Origin of the sequence: Vibrio tapetis subsp. quintayensis (genome assembly GCF_030409945.1) — a bacterium.
Lineage (GTDB): Bacteria > Pseudomonadota > Gammaproteobacteria > Enterobacterales > Vibrionaceae > Vibrio > Vibrio quintayensis.
The window spans coordinates 309,464-327,006 of sequence record NZ_JAUFQV010000032.1 but is presented as its reverse complement, the minus strand read 5'-3'; the positions used below and the strand labels follow the sequence as shown (position 1 = coordinate 327,006).

13 protein-coding genes are annotated in these 17,543 nt (G+C 43.1%); 10 read left to right on the top strand and 3 right to left on the bottom strand.

The features are described from left to right. Positions 1–170 precede the first annotated feature (170 nt). From QWZ04_RS17050 to QWZ04_RS17025, 6 genes are all read left to right on the top strand, one after another. Positions 171–2,147, top strand: coding sequence for a replication initiator protein RctB domain-containing protein (locus tag QWZ04_RS17050; protein ID WP_290329452.1), 1,977 nt, complete (start codon positions 171–173; stop codon positions 2,145–2,147). A gap of 704 nt (positions 2,148–2,851) precedes the next feature. Beyond that, a complete protein-coding gene (locus QWZ04_RS17045; protein ID WP_102525457.1) occupies positions 2,852–3,052 on the top strand; it encodes a PA3496 family putative envelope integrity protein in 201 nt (66 codons plus the stop codon). Between the two features lie 231 nt (positions 3,053–3,283). Beyond that, complete coding sequence (locus tag QWZ04_RS17040; protein ID WP_290329498.1) at positions 3,284–3,493, top strand: DUF3283 family protein; 210 nt, start codon at positions 3,284–3,286, stop codon at positions 3,491–3,493. An 83-nt stretch (positions 3,494–3,576) separates the two neighbouring features. Then, positions 3,577–4,293, top strand: coding sequence for a YebC/PmpR family DNA-binding transcriptional regulator (locus QWZ04_RS17035; protein WP_290329451.1), 717 nt, complete (start codon positions 3,577–3,579; stop codon positions 4,291–4,293). A gap of 69 nt (positions 4,294–4,362) precedes the next feature. Beyond that, positions 4,363–5,241 (top strand): NAD(P)-dependent oxidoreductase, encoded by an 879-nt coding sequence (locus tag QWZ04_RS17030; protein ID WP_290329450.1) that lies wholly within the window; start codon positions 4,363–4,365, stop codon positions 5,239–5,241. Positions 5,242–5,448: 207 nt separating this feature from the next. Next, a complete protein-coding gene (locus QWZ04_RS17025; protein ID WP_290329449.1) occupies positions 5,449–6,465 on the top strand; it encodes a GGDEF domain-containing protein in 1,017 nt (338 codons plus the stop codon). A 128-nt stretch (positions 6,466–6,593) separates the two neighbouring features. Here the strand turns inward: QWZ04_RS17025 and QWZ04_RS17020 are convergent, their stop codons facing one another. Further along, positions 6,594–8,456: an ABC transporter ATP-binding protein gene (locus QWZ04_RS17020; RefSeq protein ID WP_290329448.1), complete on the bottom strand. Its 1,863-nt coding sequence runs from the start codon at positions 8,454–8,456 to the stop codon at positions 6,594–6,596. Positions 8,457–8,799: 343 nt separating this feature from the next. Between QWZ04_RS17020 and QWZ04_RS17015 the strand changes: the two genes are divergently transcribed. Beyond that, positions 8,800–9,786: an arginine deiminase-related protein gene (locus QWZ04_RS17015; protein WP_290329447.1), complete on the top strand. Its 987-nt coding sequence runs from the start codon at positions 8,800–8,802 to the stop codon at positions 9,784–9,786. Between the two features lie 99 nt (positions 9,787–9,885). Here QWZ04_RS17015 and glgX read toward each other — a convergent pair whose 3' ends face one another. Continuing rightward, on the bottom strand, positions 9,886–11,844 hold the full coding sequence (gene glgX, locus QWZ04_RS17010; RefSeq protein WP_290329446.1) for a glycogen debranching protein GlgX: 1,959 nt from the start codon (positions 11,842–11,844) through the stop codon (positions 9,886–9,888). A gap of 432 nt (positions 11,845–12,276) precedes the next feature. Between glgX and QWZ04_RS17005 the strand changes: the two genes are divergently transcribed. From QWZ04_RS17005 to QWZ04_RS16995, 3 genes are all read left to right on the top strand, one after another. Further along, on the top strand, positions 12,277–13,635 hold the full coding sequence (locus tag QWZ04_RS17005) for a carbohydrate porin (protein WP_290329445.1): 1,359 nt from the start codon (positions 12,277–12,279) through the stop codon (positions 13,633–13,635). A gap of 74 nt (positions 13,636–13,709) precedes the next feature. After that, positions 13,710–14,585: a MalM family protein gene (locus tag QWZ04_RS17000; protein ID WP_290329444.1), complete on the top strand. Its 876-nt coding sequence runs from the start codon at positions 13,710–13,712 to the stop codon at positions 14,583–14,585. Positions 14,586–14,786: 201 nt separating this feature from the next. Then, on the top strand, positions 14,787–15,920 hold the full coding sequence (locus QWZ04_RS16995) for a tetratricopeptide repeat protein (protein WP_290329443.1): 1,134 nt from the start codon (positions 14,787–14,789) through the stop codon (positions 15,918–15,920). 156 nt (positions 15,921–16,076) lie between these two features. Here QWZ04_RS16995 and sstT read toward each other — a convergent pair whose 3' ends face one another. After that, positions 16,077–17,300, bottom strand: a complete 1,224-nt coding sequence (gene sstT / locus QWZ04_RS16990) for a serine/threonine transporter SstT (protein ID WP_290329442.1) — start codon at positions 17,298–17,300, stop codon at positions 16,077–16,079. Between the last annotated feature and the right edge of the window lie 243 nt (positions 17,301–17,543).

Sequence of the window (17,543 nt, the reverse complement as noted above, 5' to 3'; positions counted from 1 at the left end):
TTACGAGTAAAACACTCAACAGATCATATGATCAGTTAATCAATATAGATCAGTTTAACCAATAAGATCAGTTTAAAAGAATCATAAATTTGTTCTTTATTTTTATGACAATTTTCTTTATTCTCTTGGAACTATAGTGAAATTACGGTTAATGGAACACGGACCCAATAATGACCTCAGATGAAAAGATCTTAATTAAAGCTCCTCGAAGCCATAAAGATGGGCACTTATTTTTGGTCAGTGAACAAACCGTAGATTGGATCGAACAATATCAACACTTCAAAGGCGTAACAAAAAGTATTGTAGAACTGCTTAATCTCATTTCTCTTAGAGGTTTTTCAAGTAAAGATGGTTACGTCTCTACCACAGAATTGATTGAAGCTACAGAGGGTCAATTGACCAGAGCTGCCATTCAGCAACGCTTACGTGCCGCAGTGAGTATCGGTTTATTTAAACAAGCTGGAGTAAGGTTTGAACAAGGCTTAGCAGGAAAAACTATGCTACATAGCTTTGTAAACCCGAGTCAGTTGATTTCAGTGTTAGGTGCGACCAGCCTTATGACGGAATCGAGTAAATTAAGCGATAAACAAAAGCGTTCTAAAGCATTGGCCCAAACTCAAGTTAACCGCCGTTTGTTGACTGAGCACGGTTTGAATATCCCACCATCAATGAAAGATGAATCTGAGCAGTTTGTAGTATCACCAACAAACTGGGCCGGTATCATTGATCAGGCACTTGCTCCGCCAAGAACCCGTAAAAGCTATCAAAAATCAATGGTTTCTATTTCTGGAAGCCGTGCTGTGATCGAAACAAGATCATCTAAGAACATCATGACTGTTGATGATCTCATGACGTTATTCGCGTTATTTACCTTAACGGTACAATACCATGAACATCATCAAGAAGATTATCAGCTGAACGGTAAGCAAGTTCCAAACAAAACACCGTTATACATCACGGATATTTTGTCTTTGCGAGGTAAAAAAGACAGTGGCCCTGCCCGTGATTCAATCAGAGAAAGCATTGATCGCATTGAGTTTACTGACTTTCAACTGCATGAGTTGACTGGCCGTTGGATGAGTGAAAATATGCCTGAGGGTTTCAAAAGTGATCGCTTTCGCTTCTTAGCACGAACCATCACCGCATCGGAAGAAGCACCACAAGAAAACGAGGCAGGCGAGATCAGGATCAAACCTAATTTGTATATTTTGGTTTGGGAACCTTCATTTTACGAAGAGTTGCTCACCAAAGATTACTTTTTCTTATTCCCACCAGAGATCTTGCGTCAGCATACTTTAGTATTCCAGCTCTATTCCTTCTTCAGAAGCCGCATGTCACGTCGATTCACCGATAGCATGCTGCTCAGTGAGTTGAATCAAAAATTAGCTCGTAACATCGACTGGCGTCGTTTCTCGATGGAGTTGATAAGAGAACTGAAGAAACTTTCTGATGGAGAGATTTCCGAAACAGTTTTCTCGGTTAATCTTTGGGGTTATCACCTAACGGTAAACAGCATCGAAGATAAAGGAAAAGTGGTGGATTATCAGGTCGATATTCGATGTGACGTTGATGAAGTATTGCGATTTGCACGTGCTCGTATGACCAACGCTGGCAAACGCAACATGGCGCCGACGTTACCTAATCCGCTGAGACACGAAATGGTGTCTACCCAGAAGTTAGCCGAACTCGCCGAAATCATTGACGGTGAGTTTGAGCCAATCCAAAGGCGTCCATCGTCGCCAAAAGGTCGTTTGGGCCGACGGGTGAAGCAGCGTAAGCACCTTGTAGAGATCAACGCCGACGAATTAACCATAACCTTGTCAAAATATACCTCTCCAGAGGCCCTAGAACGCAGCATTACGGCGTTATCAGCAATGACAGGTCATTCGGCCGGTTCTATACAAGATGAATGTCAGGAGCTCATAGAGAAGCTTGATTGGCTAAGAGTGGGTGAAGAACCTATTCCTTATGAAACCCTTAGTAAAACTATTGAGCTATTTAATAGTCAATCGAATACTAAGCACTTGTCGATTGAACGCTTGATTGGTGGATTAGCCGTGCGCCGAAAAGTCTGCAAGCAGATACTTGATGGCCACATTGATGAATCTGTGATTCGAGTACTGGATGAAGTTGCGGTGGGTATTTAATCTATTTGACATTACTTTGACAATTGAAGCTGAGTTATCCGTATATTAGTTTACGAAATGAAGTTTTTCATTTCAATGATTTAATAGATGGCTCATATTGTTCATTCTTGAATAATAAATCTTTGGCGAGTATGGATTACTCGCTTTTTTTTGTCCAAAATTTACCTCTTTACCTCTTTACCTCTTTACCTCTTTACCTCTTTACCTCTTTACCTCTTTACCTCTTTACCTCTTTACCTCTTCTATCTAAAGACCTTAACTCAGATTTTTTCTCTTGATCATCGTTCTGCTATTGGCTGTGCGGGGCACGATCATACGTCGCATACTTTGCTGACTTATCGAACTTGAAATACGTCCCGATCTTGTTAGGTCAATGGAACGATGATCAAGGTGAATTGTACGTCTTGATCATGCTTCCTAAATTATGAGGCTATACTTGTTTTAGAAAGGGTGTTTGGAAGCCATTCGAATATGAATGTGTAGTGTATGCGCACTAAGCAGTGAGCTAAGTCACACTGTTTTATTTGAGGGGAATTTTCAAATTTAATCGTCCTTTTTGACAATCGCAAAGCATATTTATGACGGTTGTAAAATTAGTATCGGAACTATTGTATAGCTCACATTCCATAGTAATTTTGCTTAACAAGTTTGAATGGCTTTGATACTGATTAGGTGTCCCGAACATGGTGTTGCTTGAGGTGAATATGTCCATTAATTCTATTGACCATAATGAAATGACTCGGATTGCTGAAAAGTGGGATCTTCATGACGAAGACACCCCGAAATCATCAAATAAACAAATGAAATCTGCTGAAGCGCGTCGAAGAATCGAAGCGTTGAGGGAAATAAGAGAAAGTGGTTTAACCATGGAAGAGGCTGAAGAACTTGGCTTGATCCACCACTGATTGCAAATGAAATGCGATCAACTAAATAGTGACAGACTAGGGCGCCTCGGCGCCCTTTATTGTGTTTGAGCTCATGGGTTCAGGCCGTAATGCCATTGCAAAAATCGCCTAATTGTGTGGTTATTGAGCCAAAACAATGTTCATCCTTGAATTATTCGTTTGAGCATTCCCCATAAAAGGGTTGCTATGTTATATTCTTCCCCCTATTTAACACCGATTGAGGTCGTTCAAATGTCGTTTAATTTGTCTCTTCTGCCTTCCGATGAGAAGAATAAGATCGAGATCGATAAGCAAGCATCGTTTTTGGTTTGGAAAATTAAGCAAGCTCAAGCTGGCCCTGAAGCGTTAATCGAACACCGAAGAACGCTTAAAAGTGAACCTGAATGCGAGTTGTTTGACCAATCTGTGCAAAAGTATAAGCGGGTGATGGGACTTGCTTGATCACCTTAGTGAGCCGCTCAGTTGAACTGAGGACAGGATTTGCTAGAATTTGCTCCGTTAATTGAATTAGAGAGAAGATCCCGATGGGAAGAAGTTTTGAAGTGCGCAAGGCCTCAATGGCTAAAACTGCAGGCGCAAAAATTAAAGTTTATTCTAAATACGGTAAAGAGATTTACGTACTGGCTAAGAACGGTAGCTCTGACCCAGACATGAACTTACCTCTTAAGCACCTGATTGCTAAAGCGAAGAAAGACCAAGTACCCGCTCACGTTATCGATAAAGCGCTCGATAAAGCGAACGGCGGCGGAGGTGAAGACTTCCAACCAGCTCGTTACGAAGGTTTTGGCCCTGGTGGCACAAGCGTAATCGTTGACTGTTTAACAGATAACGGCAACCGTACTTTCCAAGACGTTCGCCAATGTTTCGTTAAGACTGGCGCGAAAATCGGTGTTGAAGGTACGGTTTCTCACATGTTCGCTCACCAAGCTGTATTCCAGTTTAAAGGCGAAGATGACGAGATCATTCTAGAAACGCTAATGATGGAAGACGTAGACGTGACTGACGTTGAGCTAGAAGACGGTGTTATCACTGTATTCGCTCCAACGACCGAGTTCTTCAAAACGAAGACGGCACTAAACACTGCGTTCCCAGAGCTCACTCTAGAGGTTGAGGAAATCACTTTCGTTCCTCAAACGACTACACCAGTAGCTGAAGAAGATTCTGAGAAGTTCCAAAAGTTCTTAGACATGCTTGATGACTGTGATGACGTTCAGCAGGTTTATCACAACGCTGAGTTGTAAGAAAAAAATTGAAAATAGCCGAGCTTAGCTCGGCTTTTTTTATTAAGGAATAAATACAGGGAGTAGAGAATGAAAATCAGTTTTATTGGGCTGGGTGTGATGGGGTTCCCTATGGCTGGGCATCTGCAACAAACAGGTTTTGATGTCACGGTATACAACCGTACAACGGAAAAATCTCAGCGTTGGGTTGAGCGTTACCAAGGCAAAATGGCTGAGTCTGTAGCCGACTGTGTTCAACAGGCTGATATCGTGTGTGTTTGCGTGGGCAATGATGACGATGTGCGTGCCATGACCGTCAGCGAAAGCGGTGCTATTGCTGCAATGAAATCAGGTGCTATTCTTGTCGACCACACCACCACTTCGGCAGAATTGGCTGAAGAGCTGGCTCTTGCTGCTCGTGCTGCCAATATCCGCTTTATGGATGCGCCTGTTTCAGGAGGCCAAGCGGGTGCTGAAAACGGCAAACTGACGGTGATGTGTGGTGGAGACAAAGCTTTGTTCGAAACTCTGCAGCCAGTCTTAGCCGCGTATGCTCAATCATCCGTTCTAATGGGTGCTAATGGCCAAGGCCAGCGAGCCAAAATGGTTAATCAGATTTGCATTGCCGGCGTTTTAAATGGATTGTCAGAGGGTTTATTACTGGCTGAAAAATCCGGTTTGGATATTCCAACGCTAGTGGATTGCCTCAAAAATGGTGCTGCAGGTTCATGGCAAATGGAAAACCGCGCCGTGACGATGTCACAAGGTGAGTTCGATTTTGGTTTTGCTATCGATTGGATGATCAAAGATTTAGGTTTTTGTTTACAAGAAGCAAAGAATCAAGGCATCACATTACCCCTTACCGATAAGACAATGGCTGCGTATCAGGAATTGGCGAGTCAAGGTCACAACCGAATGGATACGTCTGTGATTATTAAAGCGGTACAAAAAGAAGCTGAGTCAAACTAAGTGGATGATTGAGTTACTTTACAGTGTAAATTGTTGAGTTTTTTGCGTTTCCGGATTAGATTTAATGAAGGTTAAACAGGTGCGGTAAGAGTCTAATGCTGCTCCTTCAGTTTGATGATTGGAAATTTCCCTTGTTTAGCGAGAAACATGGGCCGTCTTCAGCTAATCTTATGAAAAGAATGATCTCGCCAACTGTAGTGAGTGTATATGAGTAAAAAAGAATTTCAGAAGGCTACGGAAAACCTGCGTAAAGCGGTGCCCTTGATGATTAAAAATCAGGTGGCCACCACTCCGAGTAATTATGCGTTGTGGTATACGTATGTAGACAACGCATTACCTGAGCTAAATAAAGAGTTGGATCAAGTGGTCGGTGAGCACGGGATCTGTCCACCAGCGAAAGGAGAGGCCCTCTATCGCGAATATGTGGCTAACAAGACAGAATCCGACGTCCAGCAACTCCGTCAAAGTTTGGAGCGCATGCTGACTGAGGTTTCTCATTCTATGAATGATACCTTAGTGAACACTAATAACTTTCAACTAAAGATTGATAAAAGTTTTAGTAGCCTTGAGCGAGTGGAAGATGAAGGGCTGTCATTCGATGAAGTGATGGGGTTAGTACGTAACTTGATGCTCGAATCAAAAGACATTCGTCACACAACCCAATTTTTGAACAGTCAGTTGAGTGTGGCTAGTGGCGAGATAGAGCAATTAAAAGAGCAATTAACTCAGTTTCAACAAGATGCTTTATTTGATGGCCTTTCAGGTTTACTTAATCGCCGCGCATTTGACCGAGATTTGTCTGCCTATTGTTTGGGCGATGCCCCCTTTAGTTTAGTTATTCTCGATATCGATCATTTCAAAAACTATAACGATCAATTTGGCCACTTATTTGGCGATGCAGTGATTAAGTCTCTTGCGAAGAGATTGCAATCATGCTGCCGTGACGGCATCTCCGCTTACCGATTTGGTGGCGAAGAGTTCGCGTTCATCGTTCCGAATAAGAATTTACGTTTGGCCATCCGGTTTGCCGAGTCAGTACGTAGCGCGCTAGAAAAGCTCACTATCCGCGATCGCCGCAGTGGTAAGCAAGTTGATAGTATTACCGCTTCTTTTGGCGTGGCTGAATTCAAAGACGGAGAGCAGGCTAAAGACATTGTCGATAAAGCCGACATTCAGCTCTATGAAGCTAAACGTTTAGGAAGAAATCGAGTGATGCCGATTTAGGCTTATGTGCAAGAAATTGCCCTAGCTCGAAAATTAAATGATTAGTAAGCAAACAGTTCGATAAAGAAAAGGCTCAAACAATAGGTTGTTTGAGCCTTTTTAATATCAGGGGGACAATTCAATTGCGATTAGCTGTTTGAATTGTCTTCCTTCTGTTCCGAATCTTTACCAATGAAGCCACCAGTTTGGTGTGCCCACAGCTGTGCGTAGATGCCGCCAGATTGAATTAACTCCTGGTGAGTACCTTGCTCAACAACATTGCCTTTATCCAGGACGATGAGGCGATCCATTGCGGCAATGGTGGACAAGCGGTGTGCAATGGCAATCACCGTTTTACCCTGCATCAATTCGTTTAAGCTTTCTTGAATAGCAGCTTCCACTTCTGAATCTAACGCAGATGTTGCTTCATCCAATATCAGTAACGGCGCATTTTTTAGCAGCACACGAGAAATTGCGATACGCTGACGTTGCCCACCTGATAGCTTCACGCCACGTTCACCGACTTGTGCATCGTACCCGACGTTGCCAAATGGGTCCGTTAGGGTTTCAATAAACTCGTGGGCATGGGCTTGCTGTGTTGCTTTTAGCAGTGCGTCTTCGCCTGCGTCGGGCCTGCCGTAAAGAATATTGTCACGAATGGAGCGGTGAAGTAGAGAAGTATCTTGCGTCACCATGCCAATTTTACTGCGTAGAGAATCTTGCGTTACTTCAGAGATGTTTTGCCCATCAATGCGAATGGCCCCTTTTTCAACATCGTGAAAGCGCAATAGCAAGTTGACCAGCGTTGATTTACCTGCACCAGAACGACCAACCAAGCCAACTTTTTCGCCAGGCTTGATGTTCAGGTTGAGGTTATTCAATACGCCTTTATCATCTTCACCGTAATTGAAGCTCACGTCATCAAAATGAATGCCGCCTTTTTCTACTTTAATATCGGGTGCGTTGGGTTTGTCTTCGATACTGACGGGTTTTGACAGGGTTGAAATGCCATCGACAACGGTACCCATGTTTTCAAATAATGCGCCGACTTCCCACATGATCCACATCGACATGCCGTTAATACGCAGTGCTAAACTGATCGCAAGGGCAATTGCACCAATGGTAATCGCGCTTTCCGTCCATAGGAAAATAGACATGGCGGCAACACTGAATACCAATAGGTAGTTAGCGATTTCGACACACACATCGAAACCTGTGACTAAGCGCATCTGACTTTTTACGGTACCTAGGAACTCTTCCATGCCTTCTTCAGCGTATTCAAGCTCTCGCTGGCTATGTGAAAACAGTTTTACTGTCGAGATGTTGGTGTAGCTGTCGACAATACGACCGGTCATGGTTGAGCGAGCATCGGCCTGTAGTGAAGCGACTTTTTTCAATTTCGGCACGAAGTAGACCTGAATGCCAATGTAAGCGCATAACCAAATCAGTAAAGGGATCATTAAGCGAATATCTGCTTGTGCGAGTATCACCAACATGGAGGTGAAATAAACCGAGACGTACACAAAGACATCAAAGGTTTTCATCACGGTTTCACGCACCGCCAATGAGGTTTGCATCACTTTTGTGGCTATTCGGCCTGCAAAGTCATCTTGATAGAACGACACACTTTGTTTAAGTAAGTATCGATGAGCTAACCAACGAATAGACATTGGGTAGTTGCCAAGCAGAGTTTGGTGAACAGTGAGAGAGTAAATGGTAACCAAAATCGGCATGACCACCAGCAGTAACACCGCCACACCGATTAGGGTTGTGCTGTTTTCCTGCCAGAATGTCTCAGGGTTGCTCGTACTTAACCAGTCGACCAATTGGCCCATAAAGCCAAATAGAGAGACCTCAATGATGGCTACAGTAGTACTGAGCAACGCCATTGCCAGTAATGGTTTTTCAAACCCACGAGTATAGTGACGACAAAAAGCCAATATGCCTTTTGGGGGTTGTTCGGGATCTTCTTTGGGGAAAGCTTGGGTAAAACTTTCGAATTTTTTGAACATATAGTGATTCCTAGCATCGAATCTCCATCACGTTTGACGAAGACAAGTTGAACATTTGGTTTGAATTATTATTGGTGGGAAAAGAAGCAGTGTGCTTATGGTTTAGCCTACCGCAAAGTTGGTAATTTGTAACGAAATTAGACGTATGGTCAATTCAATTTGTCACAATGAATGGTTGAAGGAATGATTTACTCTGCAATATAGCAGGTTTTTTTACGGTTATTGATAGTTATGACAGCAATTATTACCAAAAGTCAGTAAGAAATCGAGCGACTTCAGGTAAACCTTATTTAACATTCTGATTACAATTGAGCTTTCTTGCTCATTAATTTATGGATGTTCTATGTTGCAGTCTTCCCCTGAAATGCGAAACCTAACACAAGAGGTGCTCACTCAACATGCCGCTAACGCGGTGGTTATGGTGCCACCAAAAGAGTTTGCTTTTAATGCACAAACGGCGCAAGACAACGAATTTCAACATAGCCTGAATTTGACTCAGCAGCAGATCACCGCTCAAGCGATGAAAGAATACCAGTCGATGGTAACAAGGCTAAGATCTGAGGGAGTTCAGGTGATCGAGCTTGACTATCATATTAGTGATGTTGCCACGCCAGATGCCGTTTTTCCGAATAACTGGTTTTCCACTACGTCAACAGGGCTGGTCTTTACCTTTCCGATGGCGTGTAAGAATCGCCAGAATGAAGTGCGCATAGAACAGTTGCAACAGGCTTTTTTATCCAGTGGTCGTGTCATGGCAAGCCATCATGATGTAAGAGCACTGAGTGACGGTGAGGCGCATTTAGAAAGCACTGGAGTCATGGTTAAAGATCATCTAAATAAAACCATTTATGCGGCCTTGTCGGCGCGTTGTGACCGAGCGTTGCTGGAAGAATATGCCGAGCTGCTTGGTTACTCTAGAGTAGTGAGTTTTCAAACTCAACTTCCCTCTGGCAGCCCTGTATATCACACCAATGTGATGATGGCAGTAGGGGAGTCATTTTGTGTTATTTGTGATGAACTTATTCCGGAGTTTGAGCGCCGATTTGTATTACGTTCTCTTGCGAAACATAAGCAGATCATTTCCATTTCCTACCAACAAATGCTGAACTTTTGCGGTAACATTCTGCAACTGGAAACGGTGAATGGTGGGCGAGTTCTTGCGATGTCTGCCTCTGCGTTTAACAGCTTCTCTAAGGCACAAAAAAAGCAACTTTCCGGTCATGGTAAGTTACTTGCTTTCGATGTTAGCACTATCGAACAAATTGGCGGTGGCAGTGTTCGTTGTATGTTAGGAGAAGTGTTTTTGCCAGTACGCACCGCTAACCTTTAATCTTCGCCCAATGCTGGTTCGATTGCTCGTCTTTCTTAGACAAAAAAATAGGCTGATAATACATCAAGCCTATTTAGTGGATGCGTTGTGCATGCCGCTCTATGGATTAGAACAAAGCAAAATAGTCATCGACATTGGTTCAACGAGTTGTTCACCTTTTACAATGCCCTCATCGGATTTATGTAAAGTGGTGTCACACACTAATCGCCATTGTTTGTCTTCTTGAGACGGAAGCTTATAGCGAGCAGGCACTGTTGATTGGTTGATCAGGTAAATCAGTTCATCCCCATCTTTGCCAATCCCAAGTTGTAGAGAAATAGCACGTAGCCGATTCCAATCATCATGGCTCATCATTTCGCCATCAGGACGGCGCCAATTTACGCGGTTGTCATTGCGGCTTGGTCCACTAAAAGCTTTGATGAATGGCAGCATGTATTGTTTTCTTGCTGCGACTAATTCAGCTAACCAATCCTTAAAGTGTTGCTCTGTGTCGTTAAGTTCCCAATTTAGCCAGCTAAGTTCGTTGTCTTGGCAGTATGCGTTGTTGTTACCATTTTGGCTGTGGGAAAGCACATCGGCAGTAAGAATATGCGGAATACCAAAACCGAACAGTAAGCTGGCCATGAAGTTGCGTTTTTGCTTCTCACGGGTGGCTTTGATCAGCATATTGCTGGTTTCGCCTTCAATACCGTAGTTGTCAGATCGGTTGTCACCGTGGCCGTCTCGGTTTCCCTCCCCATTCTTGATGTTGTTCTTATGTTTATAAGAAACCAAATCTTGTAGGGTAAAGCCATCGTGATAGGTGATGTAGTTAACCGTGAGTTTTTCAGGCCAGCGACTTGCTGAGTAGATATCACGAGATCCCATAATGCGGGTGGCAAATTCTTTTAGATAGCCATGATCGCCACGCCAGAAGCTACGAGTAATATCGCGGAACTTATCATTACATTCGTTCCAACCATCAGGGAAATTACCAACTTGATAGCCATTAGGGCCAATATCCCAAGGTTCTGCAATTAGCTTAACTTCACGTAAGACGGGGTCTTGTCCTACCGCTTGGAAAAAAGAAGCCTGAGCATTAAAGCTGTCGTGATTGCGCCCAAGAGTTGCGGCTAAATCAAAGCGGAAGCCATCGATATGGAATTCTTTAACCCAGTAACGTAGGGTGTCCATTACGAGGTTCAAGGTTGGCTGGTGGGTTAAATCTAACGTATTACCACAGCCTGTGTAATTTGAAAAGTGGTGATCGTGACGTAGGTAATGTTTGCCATCAAGCATCTTGAGGTTAAATATTGGACCACCGTCGCCTGACTCTGCTGTGTGGTTGTATACCACATCCATCACAACTTCAACGCCATTGCGGTGGAGCTCTCTTATTGTCGTTTTGAGTTCTGTGACGGCATCTTGGTAGGCGTACCTTGGGTCTGGCGCCATAAATACATATGGATTGTATCCCCAATAGTTGACACGTTCTTGTTCAAGTAAGTGAGGTTCGTGCATACAGGCGGTAATTGGCAACAGTTGCACGGTATTAACACCTTGTTGACTGAAGAAGTTGAGCATCGCTGGGTTTGCGAGGCCCAAATAACGGCCTTGTTCGTGTTCGGTTAGTTCTGGGTGCAGCTTCGTTGCCCCTTTAACATGAGTCTCAAATAAGATCACTTCGTCTATTGGTCGGTTAGGTGAGTGCACCCCTTGCCAATCGAATTGGTTATCCACGACGACAGACTTAGCGATATGCCAGCTTTTATCGGCTGTAAACGGAGGTTGGTAATGTAATGGCTTATCGAGTGCTCGTGCGTACGGATCGGAGATAAGAAGCGGCTCATCGTTATGTTCAACAATGTAAGCGTATCTTTGCCCTGCTTGGATATTGGCGACGTAGGTGTACTTAATGCCTAACTTTCCACTATTTAATTCGAACGTTTCGAATTCGTCGTTGTCTTTAAATAGAACCAGTGAAATTTTTTCGCTATCGGGTGCATGTATCGAGAAGTTACATCCACTGCTATCTAAGGTCGCACCCAAAGGGTAAGGGCGTGCTTGATTCGTATCCATGATTATTCTTAATATTGTTGTTTTATCTTATGGTCTAAAAATATGAGTTTTAGCGATGAGACGCAACCACCTAAATACATTTTTTAAAATGAAAGTTTATTTCTTTTTTATCTCCTCACCATAGCAGATCTTTGAACGGCCTCTCATTATGTAGATCTGTAAAATTGAATGTGGTATCAAACTCACACCCTAATTAGTGATATCACCCGCAAAAAGCACTGTGACGGGTTTTTCTCCTCCTTTCTACTCCCCCCTAATTATACTCGGGGTGGAGGACCTGTTATCTCCTTATTCGCAATAGTATGTCTCTCGTGGAACAAAAACTCTGAATCTTAAAAATTAGTGCTTTTATAGGTAATTACTGCCTTGTTACCTGTAAGAGCCCACTAATCAAAAGAGAAGAATAATAAATTAATCGTTAAGGAGATAACGATGTCATTGAAGAAAGTAAGCGTAATAGCTGCTGCAGTGGGCACAGCTTTACTATCTAGCGCAACATTTGCTGCTGAAGTGGATTATCACGGATACATGCGTGCTGGTATGGGCTTCAACGTAGATGGTGGTTCTCAGTATAGCTACGGTAACGGTGGCCCTGGTGCGCATGTTGTTGGTCGTCTTGGCGATGAAAGTGACATGTACGGTGAGTTCATTCTTAATGCTAATAAATTGTACGATAAAGATGGTAACACATTTAATGCACATACTTTATTAGCGTTTGGTACTGCTGAAGATGGTGCTAACCAACGCGATACTCGTGGTAGTTCTTTCCAAGGTATTGGTGAAATGAATGACCCTTGGAGTGGTCAGCGTGCTTCTTTCCGTGAAGCATGGGTTGATTACTCAATGGAAAACGGAATGAGCTTGTGGGCTGGTAAGCGTTACTATGGTCGTAAAGACGTGCATATCCTAGATATGTATTACGTGAATACGTCTGGTGATGGTATCGGTCTGGAAAACATTGATGTGGGCCCGGGTAAATTTTCTGCGGCAGTATTTAACCGTAAATGGAAAGCGCCACTTTCAGTTAAAGATGATCCTACAACGCCAGAAGATGAAACAAAAGGCTTAGAAGATACTCAAGTTTACGCTTCTGCTCCTACGCTTGATCTTCGTTATAATGGTTTGCAAGTAAATGAAAATGGCACGCTAGATTTCACATTCTTTATTGCTAAACCAAGTTACACAGACGCTCAAAAGAATGCAATTTCAGATGGTACATCATCTCCAAATGTAGGTGACTGGGGACTTGATGAAGTTGGTTACAACTTAACAGTTGAACATACGCAAGGTAACTTTTTCGGTGGCTTCAATAAGTTTGTTGTTCAATACAGCACAGAAGGCTTTGCATGGGATGGTTACGGTGTAAACAGCCACATGGGTATTGGCTACAACATGGAGCAAGGTCAAAAAGGCCGTAAGTCAGTACGTATCATTGATTGGGGTGTGATTGAAGGTGATAAGTGGGATCTTGGATACTCATTCATTTATTCTCAGTTAGACAACCCAGGTTCAGACAAAAAAGGTACTCGTTATAACGCAGTTGTACGCCCATCATACAAATGGTCTGATACTATGAGCACAGTTCTTGAAGCTGGTTACTACGTTCAAGATGACCCGTGGATGGATAAATCAGAAGACTTGAATAAGATTACTCTTGCTCAACAATGGCAAGCTGGTTCAAGTTTCTGGGCTCGTCCTGCAATCCGTGTATTTGCAAGCATGTACGGTGGCGACCAAGTTAAAGAGAAAAACGATATGATGGTTGGCGCACAGATCGAAGCTTGGTGGTAAGCTAAGAACTGTTTAGAGTCAATAACATAGATAATAGCCAGCACTTGCTGGCTATTTGTATAAAAGGAAACCTGATGAAAAGTGTTCTAATCTCTACTCTTAGCGTATTTACGTTGTTTGGCTGCGCATCGACTACTGATGTAACGACGACACCACAAAGTGCTGAAATGCAACAAGTGTCTAACGTTCGTCAAATCAACTGGAATCCAGTTGAGCTATCTAGCTCTTTTAGTTTTGATATCAACACTGATAGTCAGCGTTTACATAGTATGGACATTGTTAGCCCTGTTGCGGGCTTTGTTTTTGATAATGATGGGCGTTCAAGCAAGCTAAGCATCTCAAGCCCTGTAAAGAATCTGTCCGTCTTTGCTCCTAATTTAGCTATTTATGATCAAAATTTTAAATTGTTACGCAAGTATAAATCTGCAGCGTTTGATTATGATCGTAATGACTTTATTGCTGGAGAAGTGCTAGAAGGTGAAGTTGTCCTGTCTTTTGGTAGCGATGTATCTAAAGTGTACGCTTTGATTTATACAACAGATCAAGATGTGTCAGATAGCACTGTACTTATCCACCCAGCAAAAGCTTTTGCAATAGCAAAACGTGTCGATCCACCAGCAATTGATGATCCAGTTGCAGCCCATAGTTACAGTGGTTTGGTTGAGGTATCATTAGAGCCAGTTTCAAGTAATGAAGTTGAAAGAACGACTTATTATGGAGAAGAAGCTGCACTTTCAGCCGTAGATATAAAAGAAACTACTACAGAGACCAAAAACTCTATATCCGCTACAGATGAAACCCAAACCTACTACCACAATGCCATAAAAACTGCGGTAGAAAGCGGCAATATTCCGAAAGCCTTAAGCCTGCTTGATGAAGCTAAAGCGCTGAATATTAAAGACGCGCAATCGGTGTTTGTGAAAGCGGTTAATAGCACAAATACACAGTAACTGATTATTACAAAGCCATGGTTCATTTGAGCCATGGCTTTCCCCACTTTAAATCCTCTTTTATATCAACCAATAACCCATTTCTACGCTGAATCACGTTAGCTAAATGACAACCCCCTTCAATATTCAGAGCTAAATTGTTTAATAAACTTCCCCTAATACCGTTACACTATAGGGGATATAAACCTTATACAGTGACCTATGAATATAATTACTATCGCGATTGGCGCCGGCGCTATTTCACTTCTTTTGGTCGTGATATGGTTGTTTTCTTTGTCGGCGAAAAAAAAGCGAGAGCAAGCAGAAAAACTGGCTAGAGAAGCGGCTTATCGTAAAGCGATGCTCGCGGCTCGCGAACGTGAAAGCCAAGAAAGAATATATAAGGCAGAGACGGGCCATGTGCCAACGCAGCTGTTTTTAGCTAAAGAAGCAGAATCGCATAACTTAAGAGAAGCCTTGCATTGGTATGAACGCGCCTCGCTAGCTGACAATGAAATCGCGATGTACAGCATGGTTCGATTATGTGAGAAGCATTCAGAGCATCCGGTACTAAAGCTAAAATCAAAATACTGGACAAAAGTAATTCAAGCTCGTGGTGGTGATAAACACGCTCAGTTTGAAGCGGGTTTATGCTTGTTGAAAGGGCTGGGTGTCGATCAGAACATTGAAGCTGCTATTGTGATGATTGAAGAAGTCGCTAACGAAGACATTATCGATGCCCAGTTATACATGGGTGACTGGTGTGTGGCGGATTCAAATCCTAATCCTAACCCTTTGGCGTCGGCAGAGTGGCATTATCGTGCGGCACAGTTAAACTCCGTTGAGGGCATGATACGTTTAGCTCAGGACTATGAGAAAGGGGTCGGCGTTGAGCAAAGCTTTGTTCGAGCATCTTATTGGTTGGAAGTCGCCGCTGAAACAGGTAATGGACGTGCGCAATATCGAGCCGGTGAATTGTGGGCTAAAGTCGATACTGACCACGGATACGCGCTTTCCTATATTTGGTTATACTTGTCAGCGCAATTTGGTTATGAAAAAGCCAAAAAGCGTAGGGATGAGATTTCAAGCAAGATTGAGATCGACTCTATCGTTGGCTTACAAGGGGTATCTAAGCCAATTCTTATTCGGATGAAAGAGAATAAAATCAAGAAGCACTCCGTGATAAAAGCACTGAATAAGATGTACAAACGTGAGACGTATTTTCCTGATGTTGATGGTGATGAATTTATGATGCCGCCATCTTCTGATTCAGCAGGACAACAAAAAGGGCAGGAGCCACAAACTCAAGCCTCGCCCCCAAATTACAGTCAAGGGATGCAACAAACGTCCTCATAACGTGCGGGATACGCTACATCTACCCATTGAAAGTCGAAGCATTAAAAAAGCCCGCATACTGAAAACTGTATGCGGGCTTTTTGTTATGGCCTATCTAAATCATGGCTTATCAGCATCGTTTGGTGCTTATCAACCGTGATTCAATGAGAGCAGCCATTATGCGTTGTTCTTGGCTTCTTCTGCTTGGCACACGGCTGCTGTGAACACCACGTCTGTTGAGCTATTGAGCGCCGTTTCAGCAGAATCTTGGATTACACCAATGATAAAGCCTACCGCAACGACCTGCATTGCCACGTCATTGGAAATACCAAATAGGCCACAAGCAAGTGGAATGAGCAGTAGAGAGCCACCAGCAACCCCAGAAGCACCACAAGCTGATACTGCAGCGACAATACTTAGCAATAGAGCCGTCATAATATCGATTTGAATGCCCATCGTATGTACGGCAGCAAGTGTTAGCACGGTAATCGTGATGGCAGCGCCACCCATGTTAATGGTTGCGCCTAGCGGGATAGACACTGAATAAGTGTCTTCGTGAAGATCCAGCTTTTTACACAAGTTCATGTTGACAGGAATATTCGCGGCACTTGAACGGGTGAAAAATGCGGTTACGCCACTTTCACGTAGGCATTGAAATACTAGCGGGTAGGGGTTTTGGCGTATTTTGAAGTAAACCATCGCAGGGTTAACGACAAGCGCCATGAACGCCATAGAACCAAGCAATACCATCAGTAATTGTGCGTAACCCATGATGGCACCAAAACCGGTGGTAGCAAACGTTGCAGCAACCAAGCCGAAAATACCGAATGGAGCTAAACGAATGATAAAGCGTACGATTTGAGATACGCCTTGGCTTAAGTCTTCAAACACGGCTTTAGTGGTATCAGAGGCATGATGAAGCGCTAAACCTAAAGCCACCGCCCAAGCAAGAATACCGATGTAGTTTGCGTTCATCAGTGCGTTTACTGGGTTGTCGACAAGCTTAAATAGCAAGGTGTGCAGCACTTCAGCAATGCCTTGTGGTGGTGTTGCGCCTTGAGCGCCCGCAGCAAGTGTTAAAGTGGTTGGAAATGCAAAACTCATTACAACGGCTGTAAGAGAAGCAAAAAGAGTACCTGCTAGGTAAAGCCCAATAATTGGGCGCATGTTGGTGTGTTGATTTTTCTTTTGATTAGCAATCGACGCGGCAACTAGAATGAAAACCAGAATGGGGGCAACGGCTTTCAAGGCTCCCACAAAGAGGCTACCCAGTAGTTGAGCGCTAACGGCGGTTTCTGGTGAAAAAATGGCAAGCATCACACCAAAAAAGATACCGAATAAGATTTGGTAGACCAAGTTACCATTGGCAAATCTCATCAGCATAGATGAATTATTATTCATATCAGTCCCTGTACTTTTTAAATTGTAGTCGTATTCTCTCTACAAGAAGAGAATCGTGGCTATGATAGCGCTAATGGTGAATTTGTCTATAAAGTGGTTAAAATTTATCTTTTATATAAGGTTGAGGTTAATATAAGTGGAGTTTAATGTTGATTTAATGATCTATTTTGAATGGTGTGGATGGCACTGATTTGTTACTCGAGCGATGGGGCGTAATAAAAAAAGACACAATCCATTTACTTA